The sequence below is a fragment of the Paenibacillus ehimensis NBRC 15659 genome (assembly GCF_004000785.1).
Classification (GTDB): domain Bacteria; phylum Bacillota; class Bacilli; order Paenibacillales; family NBRC-103111; genus Paenibacillus_G; species Paenibacillus_G ehimensis.
This window is the reverse complement of sequence record NZ_BILX01000046.1, coordinates 17,571-41,129: the sequence shown is the minus strand read 5'-3', so window position 1 is coordinate 41,129 and position 23,559 is coordinate 17,571. Positions and strand designations below refer to the sequence as shown.

18 protein-coding genes and 2 pseudogenes are annotated in these 23,559 nt (G+C 46.3%); 15 read left to right on the top strand and 5 right to left on the bottom strand.

Annotation, left to right across the window (positions count from 1 at the left end):
- Nucleotides 1-2: 2 nt before the first annotated feature.
- Entirely contained in the window at nt 3-1,742 is a 1,740-nt protein-coding gene (locus tag PEH01S_RS22645; protein WP_246063036.1) for a cellulase family glycosylhydrolase, read from the top strand.
- Between the two features lie 446 nt (nt 1,743-2,188).
- Nucleotides 2,189-4,804, top strand: a complete 2,616-nt coding sequence (gene ppsA, locus PEH01S_RS22640) for a phosphoenolpyruvate synthase (protein ID WP_127488157.1) — start codon at nt 2,189-2,191, stop codon at nt 4,802-4,804.
- 493 nt (nt 4,805-5,297) lie between these two features.
- On the opposite strand, the gene PEH01S_RS22635 is transcribed toward ppsA, so the two are convergent.
- Together PEH01S_RS22635 and PEH01S_RS22630 are read right to left on the bottom strand one after the other, a co-directional pair.
- A complete protein-coding gene (locus PEH01S_RS22635) occupies nt 5,298-5,624 on the bottom strand; it encodes a branched-chain amino acid transporter permease (protein WP_127488155.1) in 327 nt (108 codons plus the stop codon).
- A pseudogene (locus tag PEH01S_RS22630) lies at nt 5,615-6,256 on the bottom strand (AzlC family ABC transporter permease); the annotation flags it as partial. The gene PEH01S_RS22635 and the pseudogene PEH01S_RS22630, both read right to left, overlap by 10 nt.
- Between PEH01S_RS22630 and PEH01S_RS22625 the strand changes: the two are divergent.
- Nucleotides 6,257-6,904: pseudogene (locus tag PEH01S_RS22625) on the top strand (aminotransferase class I/II-fold pyridoxal phosphate-dependent enzyme); the annotation flags it as partial.
- Nucleotides 6,905-7,102: 198 nt separating this feature from the next.
- On the opposite strand, the gene PEH01S_RS22620 reads toward PEH01S_RS22625, so the two are convergent.
- Both PEH01S_RS22620 and PEH01S_RS22615 read right to left on the bottom strand, forming a co-directional pair.
- The gene (locus tag PEH01S_RS22620) at nt 7,103-7,951 is read right to left on the bottom strand and encodes an alpha/beta fold hydrolase (protein WP_127488149.1); all 849 of its coding nucleotides are present in this window, start codon (nt 7,949-7,951) and stop codon (nt 7,103-7,105) included.
- Between the two features lie 7 nt (nt 7,952-7,958).
- Nucleotides 7,959-9,113, bottom strand: coding sequence for an MGDG synthase family glycosyltransferase (locus PEH01S_RS22615; RefSeq protein ID WP_025850364.1), 1,155 nt, complete (start codon nt 9,111-9,113; stop codon nt 7,959-7,961).
- A 359-nt stretch (nt 9,114-9,472) separates the two neighbouring features.
- Here PEH01S_RS22615 and PEH01S_RS22610 point away from each other — a divergent pair, with 359 nt between their 5' ends.
- From PEH01S_RS22610 to PEH01S_RS35870, 12 genes are all read left to right on the top strand, one after another.
- Complete coding sequence (locus PEH01S_RS22610; protein ID WP_127488147.1) at nt 9,473-10,498, top strand: CBM35 domain-containing protein; 1,026 nt, start codon at nt 9,473-9,475, stop codon at nt 10,496-10,498.
- 473 nt (nt 10,499-10,971) lie between these two features.
- Entirely contained in the window at nt 10,972-11,826 is an 855-nt protein-coding gene (locus PEH01S_RS22605) for a carbohydrate ABC transporter permease (protein ID WP_127488177.1), read from the top strand.
- A 12-nt stretch (nt 11,827-11,838) separates the two neighbouring features.
- Complete coding sequence (locus PEH01S_RS22600; RefSeq protein WP_036714318.1) at nt 11,839-12,708, top strand: carbohydrate ABC transporter permease; 870 nt, start codon at nt 11,839-11,841, stop codon at nt 12,706-12,708.
- Between the two features lie 13 nt (nt 12,709-12,721).
- The gene (locus tag PEH01S_RS22595) at nt 12,722-13,894 is read left to right on the top strand and encodes an efflux RND transporter periplasmic adaptor subunit (protein ID WP_127488145.1); all 1,173 of its coding nucleotides are present in this window, start codon (nt 12,722-12,724) and stop codon (nt 13,892-13,894) included.
- 220 nt (nt 13,895-14,114) lie between these two features.
- Entirely contained in the window at nt 14,115-15,260 is a 1,146-nt protein-coding gene (locus tag PEH01S_RS22590; RefSeq protein ID WP_246063034.1) for an ABC transporter substrate-binding protein, read from the top strand.
- A 36-nt stretch (nt 15,261-15,296) separates the two neighbouring features.
- A complete protein-coding gene (locus PEH01S_RS22585) occupies nt 15,297-15,926 on the top strand; it encodes a hypothetical protein (RefSeq protein ID WP_127488143.1) in 630 nt (209 codons plus the stop codon).
- 706 nt (nt 15,927-16,632) lie between these two features.
- A complete protein-coding gene (locus tag PEH01S_RS22580; protein ID WP_174807160.1) occupies nt 16,633-17,832 on the top strand; it encodes an ABC transporter substrate-binding protein in 1,200 nt (399 codons plus the stop codon).
- Between the two features lie 92 nt (nt 17,833-17,924).
- Nucleotides 17,925-18,800 (top strand): branched-chain amino acid ABC transporter permease, encoded by an 876-nt coding sequence (locus tag PEH01S_RS22575; protein WP_127488141.1) that lies wholly within the window; start codon nt 17,925-17,927, stop codon nt 18,798-18,800.
- A gap of 13 nt (nt 18,801-18,813) precedes the next feature.
- Entirely contained in the window at nt 18,814-19,764 is a 951-nt protein-coding gene (locus tag PEH01S_RS22570) for a branched-chain amino acid ABC transporter permease (protein WP_025845548.1), read from the top strand.
- Nucleotides 19,754-20,557 (top strand): ABC transporter ATP-binding protein, encoded by an 804-nt coding sequence (locus PEH01S_RS22565; RefSeq protein ID WP_025845549.1) that lies wholly within the window; start codon nt 19,754-19,756, stop codon nt 20,555-20,557. Before PEH01S_RS22570 ends, PEH01S_RS22565 begins: the two co-directional genes overlap by 11 nt.
- On the top strand, nt 20,535-21,239 hold the full coding sequence (locus tag PEH01S_RS22560) for an ABC transporter ATP-binding protein (RefSeq protein ID WP_025845551.1): 705 nt from the start codon (nt 20,535-20,537) through the stop codon (nt 21,237-21,239). The genes PEH01S_RS22565 and PEH01S_RS22560 overlap by 23 nt, the downstream gene beginning before the upstream one ends.
- A 223-nt stretch (nt 21,240-21,462) precedes the next feature.
- Nucleotides 21,463-21,591 carry a hypothetical protein gene (locus tag PEH01S_RS35870; RefSeq protein ID WP_281281517.1) on the top strand — a complete coding sequence of 43 codons (129 nt, stop codon included), beginning with the start codon at nt 21,463-21,465 and terminating at the stop codon, nt 21,589-21,591.
- A gap of 467 nt (nt 21,592-22,058) precedes the next feature.
- On the opposite strand, the gene PEH01S_RS22555 is transcribed toward PEH01S_RS35870, so the two are convergent.
- Nucleotides 22,059-23,555 (bottom strand): monooxygenase, encoded by a 1,497-nt coding sequence (locus PEH01S_RS22555; protein ID WP_127488139.1) that lies wholly within the window; start codon nt 23,553-23,555, stop codon nt 22,059-22,061.
- Between the last annotated feature and the right edge of the window lie 4 nt (nt 23,556-23,559).

Sequence of the window (23,559 nt, the reverse complement as noted above, 5' to 3'; positions counted from 1 at the left end):
GGATGAAGAAAATTTTAACAAGTTTAATTTTTTTGGGGATGCTTGTTGATATGTTGTCTGTCATAACTGTAAGCGCCACCACAAATACGACCGGTTCTGCTAACTCGGAAATTACTTCGGGTGCCGTTTACAAACTTACGGCACAGCATAGCGGCAAAAACCTGGACGTAGAAGGGGGGAGAACCACGGACGGAGCGAAAGTACAACAGTGGACCGACAATGGAAACGCCCAGCAGAAGTGGAAAGTGATTGACGTCGGCAGCGGATATTATAAGCTAATCGTACAATCAAGCGGCAAAGTACTGACCGTGGCCGAAGGCTCTACTGCTGATGGCGATAGTGTGCAACAGTGGACGGACAAAGGCTCATCGAACCAAAAGTGGAAAATTATTGACGTCGGTGGCGGATATTTTAAGCTGATCGCACAATCAAGTGGTAAAGCACTGGATGTGGTCGGTGGTTATACCAATGACGGAGCGATCGTTCAACAGTGGACCGACAACGGCAACGCGCAGCAAAAATGGAAATTCACGCGGATTGACACCGCAGCAGATACGACACCACCAACCGCACCAACGAACCTGCAGAACCCTTCCAAGACAAGCACGTCGGTAAATCTTACATGGACTGCATCAACTGATAATGTAGGTGTAACCGGCTACGATATTTATAATGGAACAGCCTTAGCGGGCTCGAGCACCACAACAAGTTATACGGTGACTGGTCTCTCCGCCCGCACATCGTACAGCTTCACAATAAAAGCGAGGGATGCCGCCGGCAATGTTTCGCCAGCAAGCAAGATCTTAAATGACACAACAGATCCCGCCTCCACCCACACAGGATTTTATATTAAAGGCACGACTCTTTATGATGCCAACGGAAATCCTTTTGTAATGAGAGGAATAAATCACGCCTACACATGGTATAAGGGTCAAGAATCAGTTGCGATCCCCGCGATAGCCAAAACGGGAGCGAACACCATTAGAATCGTATTGTCTGACGGTCAGAAATGGACGAAAGACAATTTGTCCGCGATACAAAACCTAATCACTTTATCGGAACAAAACAAATTGATCGTTGTTCTTGAAGTACATGATGGTACGGGATCCGATAGTGCCACGATGTTGGATAATATCGCAAATTACTGGATTGAAATGAAAAGTGCACTTATCGGAAAAGAAAAAACGGTCATCCTGAACATCGCAAATGAATGGTTTGGTACTTGGGATGGAACAGGCTGGGCACAAGGCTATAAGTCGGTTATTCCGAAGCTTAGAAATGCCGGCATCAAAAACACCATTATGGTTGACGGCGCCGGATGGGGCCAATATCCACAATCGATTTTTGACTACGGAACGGAAGTATTTAACGCTGATCCGCTAAAAAATACGATGTTTTCCATTCATATGTACGAATACGCCGGGGGAAATGCCGCCACAGTAAAAAGCAATATCGATAATGTTTTGAATAAAAATCTAGCTCTCGTGATTGGAGAATTCGGAATCAAGCATACGAATGGCGATGTGGACGAGGCCACCATTATGAGTTATGCCCAACAAAAAGGCGTAGGATATCTCGGATGGTCTTGGAAAGGTAACGGAGCCGGTCTCGAATATTTGGATATGTCAACCGACTGGCAAGGATCGAGCTATACCGAGCAAGGACGCGCCATTATTGAGGGTCCAAATGGCATCAAGGCAACATCCAAGTTAAGCACGGTTTATAGCGGTACAACCCAGTAAAGGCGTTTGACACGTGAACTTTTTGTCGGCCGCCAGCAATGCTGTAACCGTTACCATAGGGGACTAAAGACCGGCGGCTTTCCGTTGTCGGGTGACAACAATATTATCTCAATATGTGCCGCGTATATCGCGGCTTTTTTTATTTTATGAGATAAGGTTGTTGTCAAAACCATATGACAAGAACTTGATCCCATTTCATTGTCCCACAATCTTGCTCCAGAATTAGTTATTAGATGTGACTAATAGTAGTGGGAAACCAAAAAAGAACCTGGACAGTTTTACCAGGTTCTTTTATATTGCATATAAACGGACATGATGATATAATCAGATTACGACTGTCGATGTTGGTATGGGCATAGTAATTACATCTTACACCTTAAGTGTACCATGCCGGAAAACTCTTGTCAAATGTTTTTTCTCATTTTAATGGTTAGGAGAGATGTAGAATGAGTTCGTTGGTTCTCGGCTTCCAGGAAATCGAAAAAATGCAGCTTTTGCTCGTTGGCGGAAAAGGGTTAAATTTAGGGGTATTATCAAAAATTCAAGGAATACAAGTACCCGAAGGATTTTGCGTTACAACAGTGGGATATCAAAAAGCCATCGAACAAAACGAAACATATCATGCTTTGTTGGATCGACTATCCGTGCTCAAAGCAGAAGATCGAGATCAAATTGGCGAAATCAGCAGGAAGATTCGGCAAATCATTATGGAAGCAGAAATTCCTTCCGATGTGGTGAAAGCAGTTGCTCACTATCTCTCCCGGTTTGGCGAGGAACATGCTTACGCAGTGCGCTCTAGCGCGACTGCTGAAGATTTGCCACATGCCTCGTTTGCCGGTCAACAAGACACCTATTTAAATATTATCGGCAAAGAAGCAATCTTGCAGCATATCAGCAAATGTTGGGCTTCCCTATTTACGGATCGCGCGGTAATCTACCGTATGCAAAATGGATTCGACCACAGTCAAGTTTATTTATCCGTTATCGTTCAAAGGATGGTTTTCCCGCAGGCTTCGGGGATTTTATTTACTGCTGATCCGATTACCTCCAACCGAAAGCTGCTATCCATCGATGCCAGTTTTGGACTTGGAGAAGCACTGGTCGCCGGCTTGGTATCTCCTGATTGTTATAAAGTACAGGAAGGGCAAATCGTCGATAAGAGGATAGCAACCAAAAAATTGGCTATCTATGGACGAAAAGAAGGCGGAACAGAGACAAAGCAGATCGATCCGGATCAGCAAAAGACTCAAACACTTACTGACCAACAAATTATACAACTGGCACGCATCGGAAGACAGATCGAGGCTTATTTTGGATGCCCACAAGATATCGAATGGTGTTTGGCCCACGATACATTTTATATCCTCCAGAGTCGGCCAATCACGACTTTATATCCCATCCCTGAAGCAAATGATCAGGAAAATCACGTTTATGTATCTGTCGGTCACCAACAAATGATGACCGACCCCATGAAACCATTGGGATTGTCTTTTTACCTGTTACTAACTCCTGCGCCCATGCGTAAAGCCGGCGGAAGGTTGTTTGTTGATGTTTCGCATATGCTGGCTTCACCTTCCGGCAGGGAAACTTTAATAAATGTCCTGGGAAAAAACGATCCGCTCATAAAAGATGCATTGACGACCGTCATAGAGCGGGGAAATTTTATAAAATCGATACCGGATGACAAGAAAGAACACAGTTACGGTAAAAGCAATCAAGGTCCGGCGCCTGCGAAATATCAAACACTAAACGATTACGATCCGACAGTCGTTTCTGATTTGATTAAGCGAAGTGAATCATCGATCGAGGAGTTAAAATATAAGATCCAAACGAAATCAGGAGCGGATCTATTTGATTTTATCCTGGAGGATATCCAGGAATTAAGGAAGAGCATATCTGATCCACAAAGCTTTGGTGTGATTATGACTGCTATGAATGCTTCATCATGGATCAATGAAAAAATGATGGAGTGGCTGGGTGAAAAAAACGCAGCAGATACGCTGTCTCAATCTGTACCGAACAATATCACATCAGAAATGGGTCTGGCTCTAATGGATGTCGCAGATGTGATACGTCCTTATCCGGAAGTCATTAATTATTTGCAACATGTAAAACATGATCACTTTTTGGATGAACTGGTCAAGTTTGATGGCGGACAGGAAACCCGGGACGCGATCTGTGCTTATCTCAACAAATACGGAATGCGATGCGCCGGAGAAATCGATATTACCAGAACCCGTTGGAGCGAAAAACCAATTACACTTGTCCCCGTGATTCTGGGTAACATCAAAAACTTTGAGCCTAGTGCCGGAAAACGGAAATTTGAGCAAGGGCGACAGGAAGCTTTAAAAAAAGAACAAGAGTTATTAGATCGATTGAAGCAGTTACCGGATGGCGAACAAAAAGCCAAAGAGACAAAACGAATGATCGACCTGCTCCGGAATCTCATTGGATATCGGGAATATCCAAAATACGGCATGGTTAATCGCTACTTCGTTTATAAGCAGGCCTTACTGAAAGAAGCCGAACAACTTATACAAGCGGGCGTTATTCATGAACAAGAAGATATATATTATCTTACTTTTGAAGAACTTCACGAAGTCGTACGGACAAATAAACTGGATTACCAGATCATCGGCAAACGAAAAGACGAGTACAAATTATATGAAAAACTGACTCCGCCACGTGTGATCACGTCTGATGGTGAAATCATTGCAGGTGAGTACAAACGAGAAAATCTCCCAGCCGAAGCTATTGTAGGTCTGGCTGTTTCTTCCGGAGTTATAGAGGGACGCGCACGTGTCATCTTAAACATGGAAGAGGCTGATCTAGAGGATGGAGATATATTAGTCACCTCCTTTACGGACCCTAGCTGGACACCGTTGTTTGTATCCATAAAAGGCCTGGTCACCGAAGTTGGCGGACTGATGACCCATGGAGCAGTTATCGCACGTGAATATGGCTTGCCAGCAGTTGTCGGAGTGGAGAATGCTACCAAACTGATAAAGGATGGGCAACGAATCCGCGTGCATGGAACAGAAGGGTATATTGAAATATTGTAATGGCTGAATTCGTCAAGCAAGAGCCTTTGTCATAATGGACGGCATTAAAATGCAATCTGTGGGCAATTAACGTACAATCGATACGTCAACACGACCAGCTTTTCGAAGCCAACTGCATACGTCACGTTGGCCGCTCCATGCCTCGCAGCATTGGCGTCAGCCTGTACACGTTTTCGATTTCGCATTGCCACTGGGGTCGAGCTGCTGGGCTCGACCACTTTAGGTTCAACATCCGAAGAATCTTTGTGTCGATGAATGTCCGACGACACAAACATAAGTGCTTTGAGATCCCCGAGATAATGGGGATTTTTTTAATCCAAAGCCCATATGTTTCTTCGTTGAGGCAACGACAAAAACATATGGGCTTCATTGCTTTGCGATACAAACATATGCGCATAATCGAGGAAATGAGATGGAAGGGAAGAAAGGGGGACGAGGGTTGCTAAAAGCACCGCACATTTCGTCGGAATGTTCAGCGGCCCAAATAGCGATATCACAATCGGATCAAAAACATGTAGACCAAGGTACCGCTTGCCAAAGAAAGAAGCATCTTTCTCTTCCAAATGTGGAGGAACGCGACAACTCCGATAGAAATGATTTCAGGTATTCCATGGTTACCAGAAATCAGGCTTACATCCTTGATACAATAGACAACCAGCATCCCTAATGTCGCTGCCGGCAGTACCCTGCCGAGATAACTCACATAGTTAGGTGTAGATCTACCTGGAGGAAAAATAATAAAGGGAACAAATCTTGTTGCCATGGTTCCCAAAACGACCATTCCAATTGTGATTATTTGCTCGAATAAAGTCATTGACATACATTCTCACCTTCCTTCCCCAGCTGTTTTTTAAGTATGGTAAGTGTGAAAAAAATCATGATCATGGAAGGGATAATAAAATCACTGCTCCCAAAAAGAGCAAGACATAAAAGAGATACTCCAACTCCTGCAATCGCGCTATGATGCTTCTTCTCCTTCAGCCATTGCTCGATAAAGATAACAACAAACAGAGCTGTCATAACAAAATCAATACCTTCCAAATCAACCTGCACGAGTGATCCAAAAAATCCGCCAATAGTTGCTCCCAAAACCCAATAGCTGTGATTCAGAAAGGTGACGAAGAACATGAACCATCCTTTGTCCACGCCCTTGGGTACTTCAGCTGTATAGTTAATAGAAAATGATTCGTCGCAAAGACCAAAGATTAAATATAACTTTTTGAGTCCTGTTCCTCTGTATTTATCAAGCATGGATATCCCATAAAATAGATGACGTGCATTTACCATGAAAGTGAGCATCAGAGCGCCTAATGGATTAAATGTACCGAGCAGCAGTGTGACAGCAACAAACTCCATGGACCCAGCAAAAATCGTTAAAGCCATTAGGGCAGAATACACCACATTGAAACCCGATTCGTCCATATAGATTCCATAAGCAATTCCCAGGAATAAACTACTGTCATGATTTCAGACATCCGCAAAAAAGAATTGGCTGCTATTATTCGCAAGTATCATCTGATCGTAATTGAGGATGATATCCACGCCTTTTTAACGGCAGGAGTCATCGATGATTATAAGCAGCCCATGTATCAACTTTTACCCGAACAAACAGTCTATATCTGTGGCACAGGTAAGTCCATCTGTTCAGGGCTCCGGGTGGCATATATGGTGTTTGGGGAAAATTTTAAAGAGAGGATTCAAAAAGCAATTTTTAATATCAACGTCAAAACCTCTTCATTAGATGCTGAGATCATTACGGAACTCATTATAACTGGAAAAGCAATGGAAATTGTTGAGGAAAAAAAACAACTTGCTCAATCTGCCAACACTATTTTTATAGAGTATTTTCCTCAAGCATCAGGTATTGGTCATCCGCTAAGCTTTTATAGATGGCTCCCTATATCGGATAATACTAGTGCGTCAGAGATAGAGACTTTCTTTCAGCGCCACGGTATTCGTATTTTTCATTCGGATCGTTTTCTCAGTGGCGCAAGAAGGCCGGATAAGTTTTTGCGTGTTGCACTCGCCTCAACAAATTCATTGGAGGAGTTAAAAGCAGGATTAAATATTGTGAAACAAAATCTCGCCGATATTGTATAAGCAGCCTCTTCTCCTCTGCACAATAAAAGCAGCAGTCTAAGCAAATGAAGAAAAGGGATGCGGGAACCGCCATCATTTGTCCGACACAAGTTCAAAATATATAGCTGCGTGTTTGCATATTCAAAGCTCCGGTCGTGCGACCAGGAGCTCTTTTTGTTAAGAAGCCGGGACAGTGGATCCGAAACGTTAGTCAGTACCTTAATTTTGTCGAGCGGATAGCCATTGAAACATCTGATGCAATAATACTTCGTTGCGCAGCAGGATATGATTTCCTTCCGAAAAGACGGCGCATGTTATATCTTTGGACACGATCCCTTGAATAAATTGCTCGATCCGATCCGAATTCACGACAGGGTCTAGTCGGTCATAAAGACATAGGAGCGGGAAATGAAATTTACCCGCTTCCGATAATGCTTTTGTTCCGTTGATCAACAGCTCGGCGAACCAGCGGGGCGTATACTGGATTGTCGATAAAGGATCGTTAAGCAATTGGGAAGTCCAATCAGGCAAACGTGATTGCAACCATTTCCGCTTTCTTAGCGATTCATTCCATTTGATTAGATCAAGCGGCAAAGTCGGGGTCAATAATGAAACAAGATCAACGCTTTTTCGAATCACACTTGGAAGACGAATGCCTAGCGCGGGTGAAGACAAGATGATACCGGCTATTTTGCTGCTGAACTGTTGCGCATACCGGATTGCAATTAAACCACCTAAACTATGGCCGCATAAAAAAATCGGTACTCCCCGATACTGGAGTTGCAGTCGAATGACCAAATGATCCAAGTCGTTCAAGTACTCTTTGAATTGATCGACATGCCCCCTTTGTCCCCCCGACTTTCCGAATCCGCGCAGGTCGGGAGCCATGAAACCGATCTTTCTGTTCACACATTTCGTACCTATATAAGAGTAAATTCCCGAATGCTCTCCTGCTCCATGGATGAAAAGGACGAGTCCTACGGGATTTACAGGTATCCAAGATCGATAATACAGGTTAATCTCCGATAAATGTTTTGAATATGCAACGTAATGGTGCTCTTTATACATGGATGCCTCACCAATTCTCGACGCTAATTTCAGAAGCTTCCTGATAGACGAGAAGCTCCAGGATCGCTTCGGCTCCGGCAAGCGGATTCATTTTCATTTGGAACTGTTCGATGTTTTTACAAAATCTTTCGAATGTATTAGGTACGCAGAGCCATTTTTCGATCCAGCCATCCACTTCCTCCAGAAGATGAATTCGAACGGCCAGTTCATGCTTGACCAGATGGTTGCTATTATTCTCCTCATGTCCCGGGATCGGCTTATAGATCAGCATCGGCACACCTTTGCTCAATGCTTCGAAACATGTTATGCCACCTGGTTTTGTAATCAGTAAATCTGCAGCATCCAGCAGTTTATCGATATGATCGACAAAGCCGACGATCTTGATATGGGGATGCTGGAAATGTTTATTGCGCTCCAGCGAAACTTTGAGCGAATGGTTGTGTCCGGTGCAAATAATCAACTGGACGGTTTCTTTCCACTTGAGTAACGAATGGGCGAGTTCCCTGATACCTCCCAAGCCCAATCCTCCTCCCATAACCAAAATGGTGGGCATATTTTTCATATTCAATTTAGTTTTCGCAAATGTTTTGCTCGTTTTCGACCAGAAATTGGTTTGTATCGGAATCCCTGTGACTGAAATCCGATGATTTGGAATTCCCGAATCGGCCAATTGCCGCCGAACTTCATCGCTTGGTACCATATAGAGATTGACTTCGTGCTGTACCCAAACTTGATGTGCATGAAAATCGGTAATTACTGTACATAATTTGACAGGATACCCCATCTTTTTTAACCGGGATAAAGAAGAACTGCCAAAAGGGTGCGTACAAACCACCAAATCAGGCTTTATTTGTTCCAGGAGGTTTTCAATATTGCGATGAAACAACTGGTAAATCAAATACTGCAGCCAGGAGGGAGTGGCTTGTATACGCTCCGATATATTCCGGTATATTTTACTCCATAAAAAAGGAAAGTTTCTAATCAGTTGCTTATAAGCATGGAAGATCAGGTTGCTCGCGATCGGGTGAAGCTTTCTTCCGATTTCGATAAATTCGATATGAACTGATGGTTCCTGAAGGGAAATCGCTTGTATTAATGCTTCGGCCGTTTTTGTATGTCCGCTCCCAAAGGCTTCGGATAAAATCAATATCTTTTTCTGCATAATTACCCCTTTTTTCAATCCAAAAAAAGTCATATTGCCAAGTAAAAATCCCTTCATGAGCCTTTGAAGGAGAATGAAAGTTCAGTTTATTCCATTTTTCCCTTTATTCTCTTAGCTTAACCATCAGGGTTGCAAAAAACGAGAACCGAGCCAAGTCCGTCGGTTAATGGCTCTCACTCCACAAAGTAGCATAACAGCCTTGATATGAGGCGCACGTGAGGGACAAAGGAAAATAAAGCAATCCAACGCTTTGTTTACTTCTTTTAAGTACTAATAATTACTGCGGCAGGATCTACATACGCTATTATATGGGTCTTAAACGAAAGCGAAAACTATAATTAAGGGGAGGTCATTTATTCATGAGAACGAAGCTTTTCCACACGTTTTTGGTCTTTTGTCTGGGGGTATTCTTTTTGTTAACCGTTTTCTCAGTGTCGCCGGAACGTGTAAATGCGGCCTCCACGTCGTATGAGGCGGAAAACGGAACCATGAGCGGAACGGCGAACTCAGTTACTTGTACGGCTTGCTCCGGCGGTTTCAAGGTTGGGCATATTGGCAGCAGCTCGACGAATTATGTGACACAGAATGTCAATGTAATTAGTAAAGGTTCGTACAATATGGATATCTACTTCCTAGTAAAGGGCACGCGAGACTTTTACATCAGTGTCAATGGTGGAACAGGAACGCAAAAAACGCTGAGTGGTTCAAGCTGGGGCACCCCTGTAAAAACTTCTGTGACGTTACAGTTGGATGCTGGAAACAATACGATTAAATTTTATAATAATGCGGCGAATTCGCCGGATTTGGACCGCATTGTCATAACTGGAAGTACAGTTACGGCCGGCTGGACCGAGATACCTTGGGACACGAATTCTTATTACGTACAGAACAGGACAGGAGCGCCTATGTCCGAACGATTTTGGATCGTAAATGGTGTTTATACTACCCGGGTTTACGCAGGTGAGGAGCGGGTTGAGATGCGCTGGGATAATTGGACCGATCAAAACAAAGACAATATGTGGGAGGCCGACGTCATGTTCGAGCCTGGAACGGAAAAGACCGCCATTATGCAGATCAAGAGCAACACTGGCGGCGAACCGATCTATATTCAGGCAACGGCCGATGGCAACATTCGTAACAATGGCGATTCTACTAGCATCGCGACAAACATGGCAGGCACTTGGTTTAATCTCAAATGTGCCTTTAATCCTGCAACCGGTGTAGGACGCATCTGGATCAACGATGTTTTGGTGAAAACTCGACAGTACAATACTACTGACCGTGAATGGTACTTCAAGAACGGAACGTACAACAACGGAATCTCGAAAGGCAATTATTCTGAGGCGCACTTCAAGAACTTGCGAATGTATCGAAAGGACAATTAGGAATAACACACAACGGCATGAGCGGATTCTTGATTCAGAGAATCCGCTCATTTTCATGCAGAAGAGATTGAAAAAACACAAAGATCGTTTTTTTGTCCCATCTCTCTTAATGCAGTCGCCACAAAAAATAAGAAGAGAACCGAACCTTTTTCCGATACAGAGACAATATAGTGTGTAAGCTGCTTACTCGTGAGGGCCGTCTGAATGCAAATCCGGCCATTTCCAAACGAATAGAACAATCGTATTCTCAATATTTACAACGAAAAAGGAGCTTGAAATTGGTAAAAAGTAACGAATTAATACAACAAACCGCTAGAAAATATGACGAGGATCAAACCAAACTTTAGATCATCTGACTTCGTCTTCATCTCGTCTTTATTCGGCTCAAATACACCACGGTAATGAAAGCTGGGATTTATCCGGTCCGAAGGAGGGAGGTGAAAATGTCGTTGTGTTTGCGATTTCAGCGATTGATGCGCAAGCAAGGTGTAATAGCTATGGGTTTTTTGGCGCCGAGCGTGCTTGGCTTCTCCCTATTTTATTTAATCCCGTTTGTAATAGGCATTGTGTATTCGTTTATGGATAAGACGAGCGGAGGAATGTTCGTCGGCTTGGCTAATTATGAGACGGTGCTCGGCAGCGGCTCGTTTCGCAAGGCGGCATGGAACACATTGTGGTTCACAGCCGTTAGTGTGCCTCTTCTCATCTTAGTGTCACTGGTTCTGGCGTTGCTATTGAATGGAAATGTATATCTCCGACGTTGGGTGCGGACAGCTTATATTTTGCCGCTCGTCGTGCCGGTCGCCTCCGTGGTGATGATTTGGCAAATTGTGTTCGACTGGAACGGTTCGCTTAATGCGTGGTTTTATGGTCTGGGCTGGGGGCGGATCGACTGGATGAAGTCAGAATGGGCAAGAGCTGTGCTGCTGATCGTTTATTTGTGGAAGTACGTCGGCTACAACATGATCCTGTTTCTGGCGGGATTGCAGGGCATTCCGAAGGATTATTATGAAACGGCCGATCTGGAAGGCGCCGGACCTGTTCGGAAGCTGTTCAACATTACGCTCGTCTATTTGACCCCGACGATGTTCTTCGTCGTTCTGATATCGATCATTAACTCGTTCCGTATTTTCCGTGAAACGTACTTGATTGCCGGAAACTATCCGCACGATAGCATTTATATGCTGCAGCACTATATGAACAATATGTTTATGTCATTGGATGTACAAAAGCTAACCGCGGCAGCCGTTCTTATGGTCATTTGCATACTCGCCATCGTCTCCGGCATGCAATCGCTTGAACGTCGGTTCAGGCGATTCATGGAATGAGGGGTGAAGAAGATGAACGTTTTTCATAAAACTGCACGGTCTCTGTTTCTCATGGCAACTGCGTTGATCATAATGTTGCCGCTGGTCATTCCGGTCACGAATTCGCTTATGAGCGAGAGGGAGATCGCAAGCAATTACGGCTTCATTGGCAAAATGCCGGATGCAGGATCAGGGGCCAAGGACCTATTTGTTAATTTAAAGCTCATACCTGACTGGGTATCGTTCGAACAGTACGGGAGAATACTGCTGGAGACGCCGATCTTCTTGAACATGTTCTGGAACTCTGTGTTGTTGGTAGTGCCGATCATAGCAGGACAGGCCGTTGTCGGAGCGCTTGCTGCATACGCTTTTGCCATGCTGCGATATCGGGGAAGGGAAGCGTTGTTCATGGTATATTTGATGGCTATGCTAATGCCTTTTCAGGTAACGCTTGTCCCAAACTATATCATCGCTGACATCCTGGGGCTTGGAAACAATGCTGGCGCTATTATCTTCCCGGGCATTTTCTCCGCATTCGCTGTGTTCATGCTGCGCCAGTTCATGCTTTCCGTTCCGTATGCTTATGTCGAGGCGGCCATTATGGACGGTGCATCGCATCCATTCATTTTCTCCAGAATCATCGTCCCATTATTAAAGCCGGGGATCGCGGCGCTCGTCATTTTGCTGTTCGTGGATTACTGGAATATGGTGGAGCAGCCGTTAATTTTTCTCGATGATGCCTTTAAGCAGCCGCTATCGCTGTATTTATCGCGCATTCAACAGGAGGCCATAGGGGTCGGCTTCGCCGCATCGGTCATGTATATGTCGCCGATTGTCCTCTTGTTTCTGTATGCGGAGTCTTATTTCGTACAAGGCGTTCAGCTTTCCGGTATTAAAGGGTAAGGGGGAATGGTGTGTGGAACCGGGCGATGTAGAACAAACACTTGCAGGTCACCCAAAAATGCTCCGGCTGCTCATCATTTTATTTATTAGCGCACTGCTGATTCTTACGTTATACAGCAATACGCTGTGGACGATGAATCTCCCCAAAGTTTGGACGGAGATCGGAAGACAAGGCCAGCTTGTTCAAAGCTTTCGGGCCAGCGGAACGCTGCGGCCTGCGAACGAGATCGAGCTTTCAAGCGCCCAGGGATGGATTGTAAGCAGCGTCCGCATTAAAGCAGGAGACCGGGTAAAGAAGGATCAAGTGCTGGTCACTTATGAAAATCGGGCCGCCGATAGCCTCCTGCAGGATGAGCAAGCGATGCTCGCACAGATGAGGCTAGAGCTGGAGGGGCCGAAGGAGCGTTACGTCGAAGCGACAAAAAACGGCGACGATTCGGGTAAGCGCACCGCCAAACGGGAGATCGAGATCGCGCAGCTGAAAATCGGCGTTCAAGAGAGAAAGATAAGCAACTTACAGCAAAATATTGAAATCAATCGGCAAATCGTCGCGCCATTCGACGGCGTAGTCGCCAAGGTAAATGCAGTTGAGGGTATGCCATCCGCAAAAGATAGCTTCGATGTGCGTCTATCCAACACGAGCTTGGGGTACCAGGCGGCATTCCTGCTTCCCGTCTCCGCCACCGAACAGCTGAAGCCCGGCGATAAGCTTAACGTGGACGTAAAAAGCCGCAACGTCACCAAACGAGTGGAAGGTACGGTTGCGGCAATGGAACATTCCGATGCTCATGTCGGAGCAGCCTCTCCTGTGTCACTGATTGAAGGAGGTGAGCAGCAGAAGGCAACGGCTACCAGGAGCAGTCGCCTGCTTGTGACGGTGCATGGAGAAGAACTGCAAGGCGGCGAGCAAGCAAGTGTACATTTAACCGTTACATCGGCTGAAAAGGGCGGCATCCTCGTGTCGAACAAGGCGATCCGTCATGTGAATGGTAGCCCGTACGTATACGTGGTGGAGGAGAAGAAAGGGGCGCTCGGCAACACCTACCACGTCCACAAGATAGAGATCGAAACGGGCGATTCGAATGACAGCGAAACCGTCGTGCTAGCCGGTGCATCTCCGCATCAAGCAATCGTCGTCGAAAGCAGTGAACCGTTAGCGGATGGGCAGAGAGTCAGAATGAAGTAGAGCACATCCATAATAGAGTTTTTTGAACTCGCCATAATAAACGAAAGAAGGGTTTCTTTTGAAAAAATGGTTGACAGCACTCAGTTGCGCAGTACTAGCGATTTCCTCAACAGCGTGCTCCAGCGGGAGCGATAAAACTACGAATAATGATACCAAGGATGGCCGCAAAAAAGTTGTTCTATCCGTGTATGAGACGAGCGATTTCTACAAGCAGGCGAAGATGAAATTCGAGGAAAAGCATCCGGATATCATGATTGAAATAAAGGAGTATGCAGCGGAGGGTGGGAATGAGGAGGGGAAGCTTGAGAAATATGTTCAAACCACGAATACGCAGCTGCTTTCCGGTAAGGGAGCCGATTTGATCGATCTGGACGTGAGCGGGCTGCAAGTCGGGAAATACGTCAACAAAAACGCGCTCGTCAACCTGAATGAATTTATGAACAACGATAAGTCGTTCGATTCGAACCACTATTATATGAACATTTTTGAACATGTCAAAATGAACGGCGGCCTCTACGCTCTGCCAACACGGTTTTTCCTCGATACATTGGCCGGGGATTCCGAAGGCATCAAGAAAGCAGGAGTCCAAATTGACGATAAAGATTGGACGTGGAGTCAGTTCGCGAAAGCCGGAAAGCTGCTGAATAGCAAGGAGGGTCGCTATGCGATGGGAAATACGCCTCCTGAGCAAATGCTCGGCTATCTCGTTGCGGACAATTATTCGACACTGGTCGATACGTCCAAACGCAAAGCCGACTTTTTGTCGCCGTTCTTTACCGACCTGCTTAAGCAGGTGAAGACGATGTATGACGACAAAGTGATTACAGCAGGCACGGTCAATGTCGGAGATGCTTATTTTTATCCGAATCTTCTCATTTCACCGGATGAATATTTTACCGGGCCTGCTCAATTTTTTGAGCAAGGAAAAGTGTATTCGAAGCCGCATGTGAACGGTCAGAAGTCGGGGGTTTCGTTCAGGGGGAACAAGTCGATCGCTATGAACGCGAACTCGAAGGTTAAGCCGGAAGCTTGGGAGTTCATCAAGTTTCTGCTGTCCGAAGACGTTCAAGCACAGCCACGGCTGCGAGGGTTCTCCGTGAACAAGCTGGTCAATGAGAAGATCTTGGGGGAATTGGCCACTAAAGGCTCGGCGACGACTTACTCAGGGACAGAAGTTCCTGTATCTGCCGAGGGCATTCAAGCGCTGAAGCAGATGATTGCGGACGCGAATATTTTCATTACGGACGATAGCAAGATTCAATCTATTATAGCTGAAGAAGCCAAGGCATATTTCAGCGGACAGAAATCAGCCGATGACGTAGCGAAGTTGATCCAGAACCGGGTTACGACTTATATCAACGAATAAATCTCCCACAGGCTCACAAAGAAAGGAAGATTTTCAATGAAAAAATGGATGACATTCTCCCTACTTGTTGTATTGACAGCCACGATGGCGGGTTGTTTTGGAACCGAACCCGACACGATGCCAAGCAAGGAATCAAGCAAGATGATCGATGGGCAACAAACACAAACTCAATCGTCTACAACACAATCGTCCCCTGCATCCCAATCGCCGAAGCCTGATCCTGCTGCGGTTGCAGACGGCAAGTATGAAACAAAGCTTTTATTTTCCGAACAACTGGAAATTTTGATTCCAAAAGGGTTCAAAGACAAATCAAGCAAAACAGGGGAGGTTATCTATAAGGATAAGAGCGAAGAAGTGACGATTAGGATCCACCATGATCCCGAACAATCGACAACGGATCAAGATGTGACTCGAAGTTTGCAGAAGCTTGCTGCCATTATGAAACAAAATTATACAGACGCTAAGCTGCTCCGTGAGGAAGTGATTAAAGTGAATGGCAGGCAGCTTATTGTTGTCGAAGCGGATTCTAAAGATAAATACGCCATGACATCGTGGGGAGTTTTAAACGGAGAGTTTTTGGAAATCGAAATCACTTGCCCGGTAAAGAAGAAAGCGGAGTGGCAATCCGTTGCAAACGATCTCGTGAATTCGATCAAGATGAAGTAGGCGGGGCGGCCGATAAGATGTCTGCTATGAAAGCTGGAGCGTACGTCAAGATTGCGTCATTCAAGAACGATGAAGCGCGTACGTTCCAGTTAAAATTCAACCAAAAATAAATAAGGGGCACGCTTCGAAAAAAAATTTCAATGCAGTTCAAACATAAGGTTAATGATATGGAAGGGACCACATTACTAAAGACGGGTCATTCATTGTTAACATAAAAAATATTATGTAAATAAAATACGTGTTTTTATCTACAATTAATGTTACTTACGTACAGACTCAAAGCGACTAACGGCGAACCCAATAGTAAGATCGACTTAGTAAGAAAGGAAATACGCTTCCTAAAAGTTCAACTTGGAGTGGGAAGCTAGAAACTGGGGAAATTCAGTTGCAGACGTATACTCTACTTTGGGTAACCCGTAGTATATTAAAATAGGAATTTGCCATTGAGAAGTGGTAAATTCCTTTTTTCATGACTCTTATTGCCGCAAAAAGAGAAATTCGTCGTCTAGCATGGTGGAGCAGTGCATGAGCGATTATGACCTCGATGCTTATGAGAAGCAGTGGAAAATGGATAATAAACCATTGGATGTAGTACTAGTTGTTCGCGCTGAATAATAGTATTAAGAACAACTGCATGTTTTTACACATGCGCTTGCACCAATAGGGAAGGATCGCCAAGAGGAGGGTATGTATGAAACAGCAACGTATGGGAAAAGGAACTAGGAAAAAAGCGCTGCACCTGCTAATGGGGTTCGCGCTAGCGGGACTCGTAGCGGGATGCGGAGGGACGCAAGGAAAGACGGGAAAGTCGGGCGATGCGGTAGTTGGGGACGTTATTAAAATCGGGGCCAACTTAGAGCTTTCCGGTCCGGTAGCTTCATACGGTCAGTCGATTGCCGAGGGTATCGATCTGGCTGTCGAAAACTTGAACAAAAGCGGCGGCATTAACGGTAAGAAATTGGAAGTCATCAAAGTGGACAATAAGTCGGATGCGGCTGAAGCAACCAATGCGGCGATCAAATTGACCAGCCAAGATAAGGTGGCAGCTATTATCGGCGCAGCCACTAGCGGCAATACGGTTGCGCAGGCGCAAGTCGCAACCAATAACAAAACCGTGCTTCTGACGCCTACAGGCACCAGTCTGAATGTCACGCTGAAAGCGGACGGGAGCGTCAACGATTATATGTTCCGGACCTGCTTTATCGATCCGTTTCAAGGTCGCGTTGCCGCCAACTTTGTGTCCGGCGAACTGAAGGTGAAGTCGGCGGCTATCTTTGCAGACAGCGCCAGTGAGTATGCGAAAGGGCTGGCGGCTTCTTTCAAAGAAACGTTCACGAAAGCCGGAGGGACGATCGTTGCCGAAGAAGCGTATGTCGCGAAGGACACCGATTTCCGTGCGACATTGACTCGCATTAAATCGCTGAACCCGGATTCGATCTTTATCCCCGGCTATTATGAAGAAGTGGGCTTGATCGTGAAGCAAGCGCGCGAATTGGGAATTACCATACCGCTTGTCGGAGCTGACGGATGGGATTCTCCCAAATTAGTGGATTTGGCTGGCGCCGCTGCTTTGAATAATACGTATATAGTCAATCATTATTCGTCCGAAGACCCGGATAAGATGATTCAGGATTTTGTCCAAGCGTTCAAAGGCAAGTACAGCGGCAAAGCTCCGGATGGGTTTGGCGCCTTGGGCTACGATTCGGTCTATTTGTTGGCGGACGGCATCAAGCGCGCGGGCTCGACCGACGGAAGCAAAATTAAGGACGCTTTAGCGCAAACGAAAGATTTGCAGTTGGTTACCGGCAAAATTACGCTCGATAAGCAGCACAATCCGATCAAGACGGCAACTGTATTGGAATATAAGGAAGGGAAGCAAACGTTTAGAACTAAAGTGAATCCATAAAGCATTCGACAGGGCCGTGGGAGGGCCTCCTCCCATTGCGTTTTTTGAAGATCAATCTAATTCGAGTCTGAGCGGTTCGGAGGTTGAGTACGATGGACTGGGCACAGCAAATTATCAACGGCATTTCGCTCGGGAGCATTTATGCATTAATTGCGCTGGGATACACGATGGTTTATGGCATTATCAAACTGATTAATTTCGCGCATGGCGATGTCTTCATGATTGGTGCGTTTGTCGGCTTCTATGCAATTAAAGGATGGGGCATGGGCATCGTCCCCGCTTTGCTTCTCTCAATGGCGGTGTGCGCAATTCTTGGCGTGCTGATTGAAATGGTCGCCTACAAGCGGCTGCGGAACGGGACGAGAATCGCTGCGTTGATTACGGCAATCGGCGTATCGCTTCTTATTGAATACGGCACGATTTATCTTCGTGGCGCCCAGCCTGAAGCTTACCCGAGCGCATTCCCGAATCAGTTTTTTACGATTTTTGGCGCCTCGATCAGCAGCCAATCGCTGTATATTTTGCTGATTTCTATCGTCTTAATGATCATTTTGCAATGGGTGGTGTATCGGACCCGAATTGGCAAGGCGATGCGCGCCGTATCTCATGACGCGGAAGCAGCACGTTTGATGGGCGTCCATGTAGACCGGACGATATCGGCTACTTTCGCCATCGGTTCTGCACTGGCAGGGGCAGCAGGCGTTATCTTCGGGATGTACTATACGAAAATAGAACCGTTGATGGGCGTCGTCCCCGGTCTCAAAGCTTTCGTTGCCGCTGTTCTGGGTGGCATCGGCATTATTCCCGGTGCCGTCATCGGCGGCCTCGTGCTGGGAACGGTAGAAACATTTGTAAGCGCTTTGGGCTATTCTCCGTGGAGGGATGCCGCAGCCTTTATTATTCTTATTTTGATCCTGATTTTCAGACCGTCTGGCGTGCTGGGGAAAAATATGCGAGAGAAAGTTTAGGTGACGCATAGTGATGAAAAATAAGGCAGCCTTTTGGTTATTTCTCATTCTATCTGCAGTCATTTATGGCAGCGTTCAATTGCTGATCAACGTGGAATGGTTAACCCCTTTTTATACGAATGCCTTGATTTTTATCGCGATCAATATGATCTTAGCCGTCAGCCTGCATCTGGTCATTGGGATAACGGGGCAGTTTTCTATCGGACATGCCGGGTTTTTAGCTGTTGGCGCCTATGTCGCTGCTATTGCGACCATGAAATTTCATCTTCCGTTTCCTGCCGCATTGCTAGCCGGAGGAGCCGTGGCTGCATGTTCAGGCTTGCTGGTCGGCATACCGAGCTTGCGCCTGAAGGGCGATTACTTGGCGATTGCCACGCTGGGCTTCGGCGAGATTATTCGGGTCGTATTCATTAACATGGAATATGTCGGGGGCGCGGCCGGCATGCAGGTGGCGCATTTGACAACCTGGACAACGACGTTTTTATGTCTCTTTATTACCATGCTGGTCATTATGAACTTTACGAATTCAACACATGGACGGGCATGCATATCGATCCGTGAAAATGAAATTGCCGCCGATGCTATGGGGATCAACACCACGTACTACAAAGTGGTCGCCTTTACGATCGGTTCTTTTTTCGCGGGAATTGCCGGCGGGCTGTATGCCCATAACTTTTATATGATTCAACCGACAAATTTCGGGTTCTTGAAGTCGTTTGACATCTTAATCTTTGTCGTTCTGGGGGGGCTGGGCAGTTTGTCGGGCGCCGTCTTGGCGGCGATATTGCTGACCATTGTGTCTACCTTCCTGCAAGGCTATCCGGAAACGCGAATGATGATTTACAGCGTCATCCTGATCGCTGTCATGCTGTATCGTCCGCAGGGATTGATGGGGACCACGGAAATAACCTCATACTTGCGCAAGTGGACGGCGACGAAACGGAGGGATGCGTATGGAAAATAACCCATTGCTTCACGTTCGCGGTGTCGGTATGCAATTTGGCGGGTTGAAAGCCGTTTCCGGTCTTCATATGGAAATCCGCAAAGGCGAGCTGGTAGGGCTTATCGGACCGAATGGGGCCGGAAAAACGACCAGTTTTAATTTGTTGACCGGTGTGTACGTACCGACGGAAGGAGAAATCTTACTTGAAGGAAAGCGACTGAACGGTCTTGCTCCTTATCAAATTACCCGCATGGGCATTAGCCGGACTTTCCAAAATATTCGACTTTTTAATGAGATTTCCGTATTGGACAACGTGAAAATCGCCTACCATTCCTTGGCCAAGCATTCGATGGTGAGCTCTATTTTGCGGCTTCCGTCCCATTTTGCCGGTGAGAAAGAAATGGAAGAGAAGGCGATTCAGTTTCTGCGGATGTTCCAATTGGAAACTTGCATGCATGAAACGGCTAAGAACTTGCCTTACGGACAACAGCGCCGTCTGGAAATCGTCAGGGCGTTGGCCGCCGGGCCCAAGCTGCTCTTGCTGGACGAACCTGCGGCAGGCATGAATCAACAAGAGACGCGCCAGCTCATGGAATTGATCGCGTTTATCCGCCATGAACTGGATTTGACGATTTTGTTGATTGAGCACGATATGAAGCTGGTCATGGGCATCTGCGAGCGGATTTACGTACTGGATCACGGACAGCTTATTGCGCAAGGAACGCCGGAGGACATCCGCAACCATGTCAAGGTGATCGAGGCCTACTTGGGAGAGGAGGTAGCAAGCAACCATGTTGAACGTGGAGCAAATTGATGTGTACTACGGGCATATTCAAGCTCTGAAAGGGGTCACGCTGGATGTTCGTCATGGAGAAATTGTTACCTTGATTGGAGCCAACGGGGCAGGCAAAAGTACGCTTCTGAAAACGATTTCCGGTCTGCTAAAGCCTAACCGTGGTTCCATCCATTATACCGGCGTTTCGATGAACGGGAAAACGGCGCAAGATATTGTCAAAGCGGGAATTTCCCATGTACCGGAAGGCCGCCGTGTGTTTGCGAATATGTCCGTGCTGGAAAATTTGGAACTGGGCGCCTACGTCAGAAGAGATACAATGGGTATTCGGCATGATTTGCAAAAAGTATTCGAACTCTTCCCGCGTCTGCATGAGCGTCGCAAGCAGCTATCCGGGACGCTGTCCGGCGGTGAACAGCAAATGTTAGCTATGGGACGGGCGCTGATGGCGCGCCCCAAGCTCCTGCTGCTTGACGAGCCTTCCATGGGGCTTGCGCCGCTGCTTGTGAAAACGATTTTTGCCATTATCGAAGAAATCAATCGCAACGGTACGACTGTTCTGCTGGTGGAACAAAATGCCAATCTGGCGTTATCCATCGCCACCCGCGTTTATGTCATTGAAACAGGCAGCGTTGTCCTTTCCGGCACGCCGGAGGAGTTAGCCTCCAGTGAGCAGGTCAAGACGGCTTATCTTGGCGGTTAGCTGTTGCTGTCGTTGGATGATAACCCATATGTCCCAAACCGCATGAACGCCTTCATGTGGACATCCGTTTCATGGGAACGGAAATGTCCATTTTTTGTGGAGGGTTGGGGGAGGAAATGGCCTCATTTTTTAAGTAATTGCTTCGCTAGATGGCGATTTTGTTCTTCCTGCCGATCGCCGTCGCGCTCATTCACGGGCGGTGGCACCGACGGCGCTGCAGGGCATGTTCAATTTTACGCTCGTCAAGGAGTCGACAATCGTGTTGAGCGCGTTCGCGATCATTCAGATCGCGTACTTCCTGGTCATACGCGCCGGCTACTTGCGGCAGCTACGGTCCGGCGCGACCGGCTAATCTCGTATTAAAGAACCGTTTCAAGGGACATTCGTACAACCTGGATTAAGGTCGGGATCATGTTTCCGAAAGCCGAATGCGTTAGATAAAATTTTTGAAGCGTCTTCCGATAATATCAAAGCAATTATTTATTTTGAAAACCGCGATAAAGCAATCAACCACATAAAGTACTGGAGAAATACTCGGAGTCGTTTGCGCTCATGCTAAGAAGGCAACTAAAAATTGATTTAGAACTTATTGAGGGAATAACACGAGGCTAATATTACAAAGTTCTGTCGTTAGACAATTACCGATGAGAATGGCTACGAAGATGCCCGTCTACAAAACTAAGATAGCCATAACGCAGGGGGATTTAAGGAATCAAGTTTTATCCCAACCTGAGGACAAGAACTTGATTCCATTGATGTAAAGGACAGTCTTGCCTTAGCTGGGTAAGGGGGAGGCGGTTACACACCTCAAACGAATTACTAATCCGTAATGTGTCCGCACCAGCGAGTGATTCCTTCATTTATTGTTTGCATTGGATTCGGATCTGATAGAGAAATCGCCCAGGCAATATGTCCATCCGGCCGAATAAGTGCCGTGTGGACGTCGTTCCAATCCGCGTCTGCCTCAGCCAAAGATGCATGTACAACTTGAAGATTGCTATACGTTTCCCATTGACCGCTATTCTGTTCATTAAAATGGAAGTGCAACAGAAGAAAAGTACCTTTGTGTAGGAACGGATAGGAGTTAATCCATTGCCCGTCTTTCAGCTTTAAGCTTAGATCCTTGAAACGTTTGCCGTTTAAAGGATGGGGAGGCGCTTCGGCGTCTGGAGCATAATGTACATCAATTGCGGAAACTTGTGCGGCGATTTGATAATTAGCCTCCGGTATTTGAATAAGCCTAGCCAGCATCCTTCGCAGTTCCGTGATGGGAGGAGTCACGTCCAGAAGCAGGGTTTGGACCTCGGTATTCCGGAGCAAGGCCGTATTCCATGGGAAACGTTCGGTATGATAACTGTCCAATAGCCAGTCCGGAGCCCAGCCTTTGATTGCTCCTGCAAGCTTCCAGCCTAAGTTCATCGCTTCTTGTAAGCCGACGTTCATTCCCTGTCCACCAGCCGGAAAATGAATGTGCGCCGAATCTCCCGCCAAAAACAATCGACCATTCCGATAGCGTCCCGCTTGCCGCGTCGCATTTCCGAAACGGGACATCCATTTCACATCGTTCAATCCCAGGTCGCTTCCGGTTGTACGGATGATCGATGAACGAAACTCTTCAAATGTAACGGTCTCATCCTTAGAGATGTTACGTCTCTCCATATCGATAATTAAGACCCGATACATATGATCATTGATCGGCATGATGCTGACCAAACCTTTTTCTGTAATCCGGGATATGACACTCATAGGAGCCAAATCAGATAGAACGGCATCCCCCAGAATAGCCGTGAAGGTCGCGTCTGTACCTTCAAATGATATATTTGCATGTTTGCGAACCAAACTTCTGGCTCCGTCCGTACCTACCACATAAGCAGATCTTAACGTTGTTTCTCCATTAGGTCCCGCGATCTTAACGTCGACCCCATCCTCATCCTGATGCACAGATAGAGCCTCAACCTCTCTCCAGACCTCTGCGCCAAGGCTAAGAGCCCATTCCTCCAGCACCTTCTCCGTCTCACTCTGCGGTAAAAAGAGAGTGTGATTGGAAGATGAATCCAACACCGAGAAATCCAAAGGAGTTTCTAATCCGGCAAAATGCCCTCCTGAAAGTAAGCGGCCTTTACTGATTAATTTTGATTTCACTCCACGCATATCTAATATTTCAAGGGTTCGTGGATGTACTGTAAGCGCACGTGAATATGGAGTTGTCTCTTTTAATCGCTCAATGACGCAGACCTTTACACCGGCTAATGCCAATTCTCCAGCCAACATCATACCGACAGGTCCGCCACCGATAAGGATGACATCATATTTCATATAA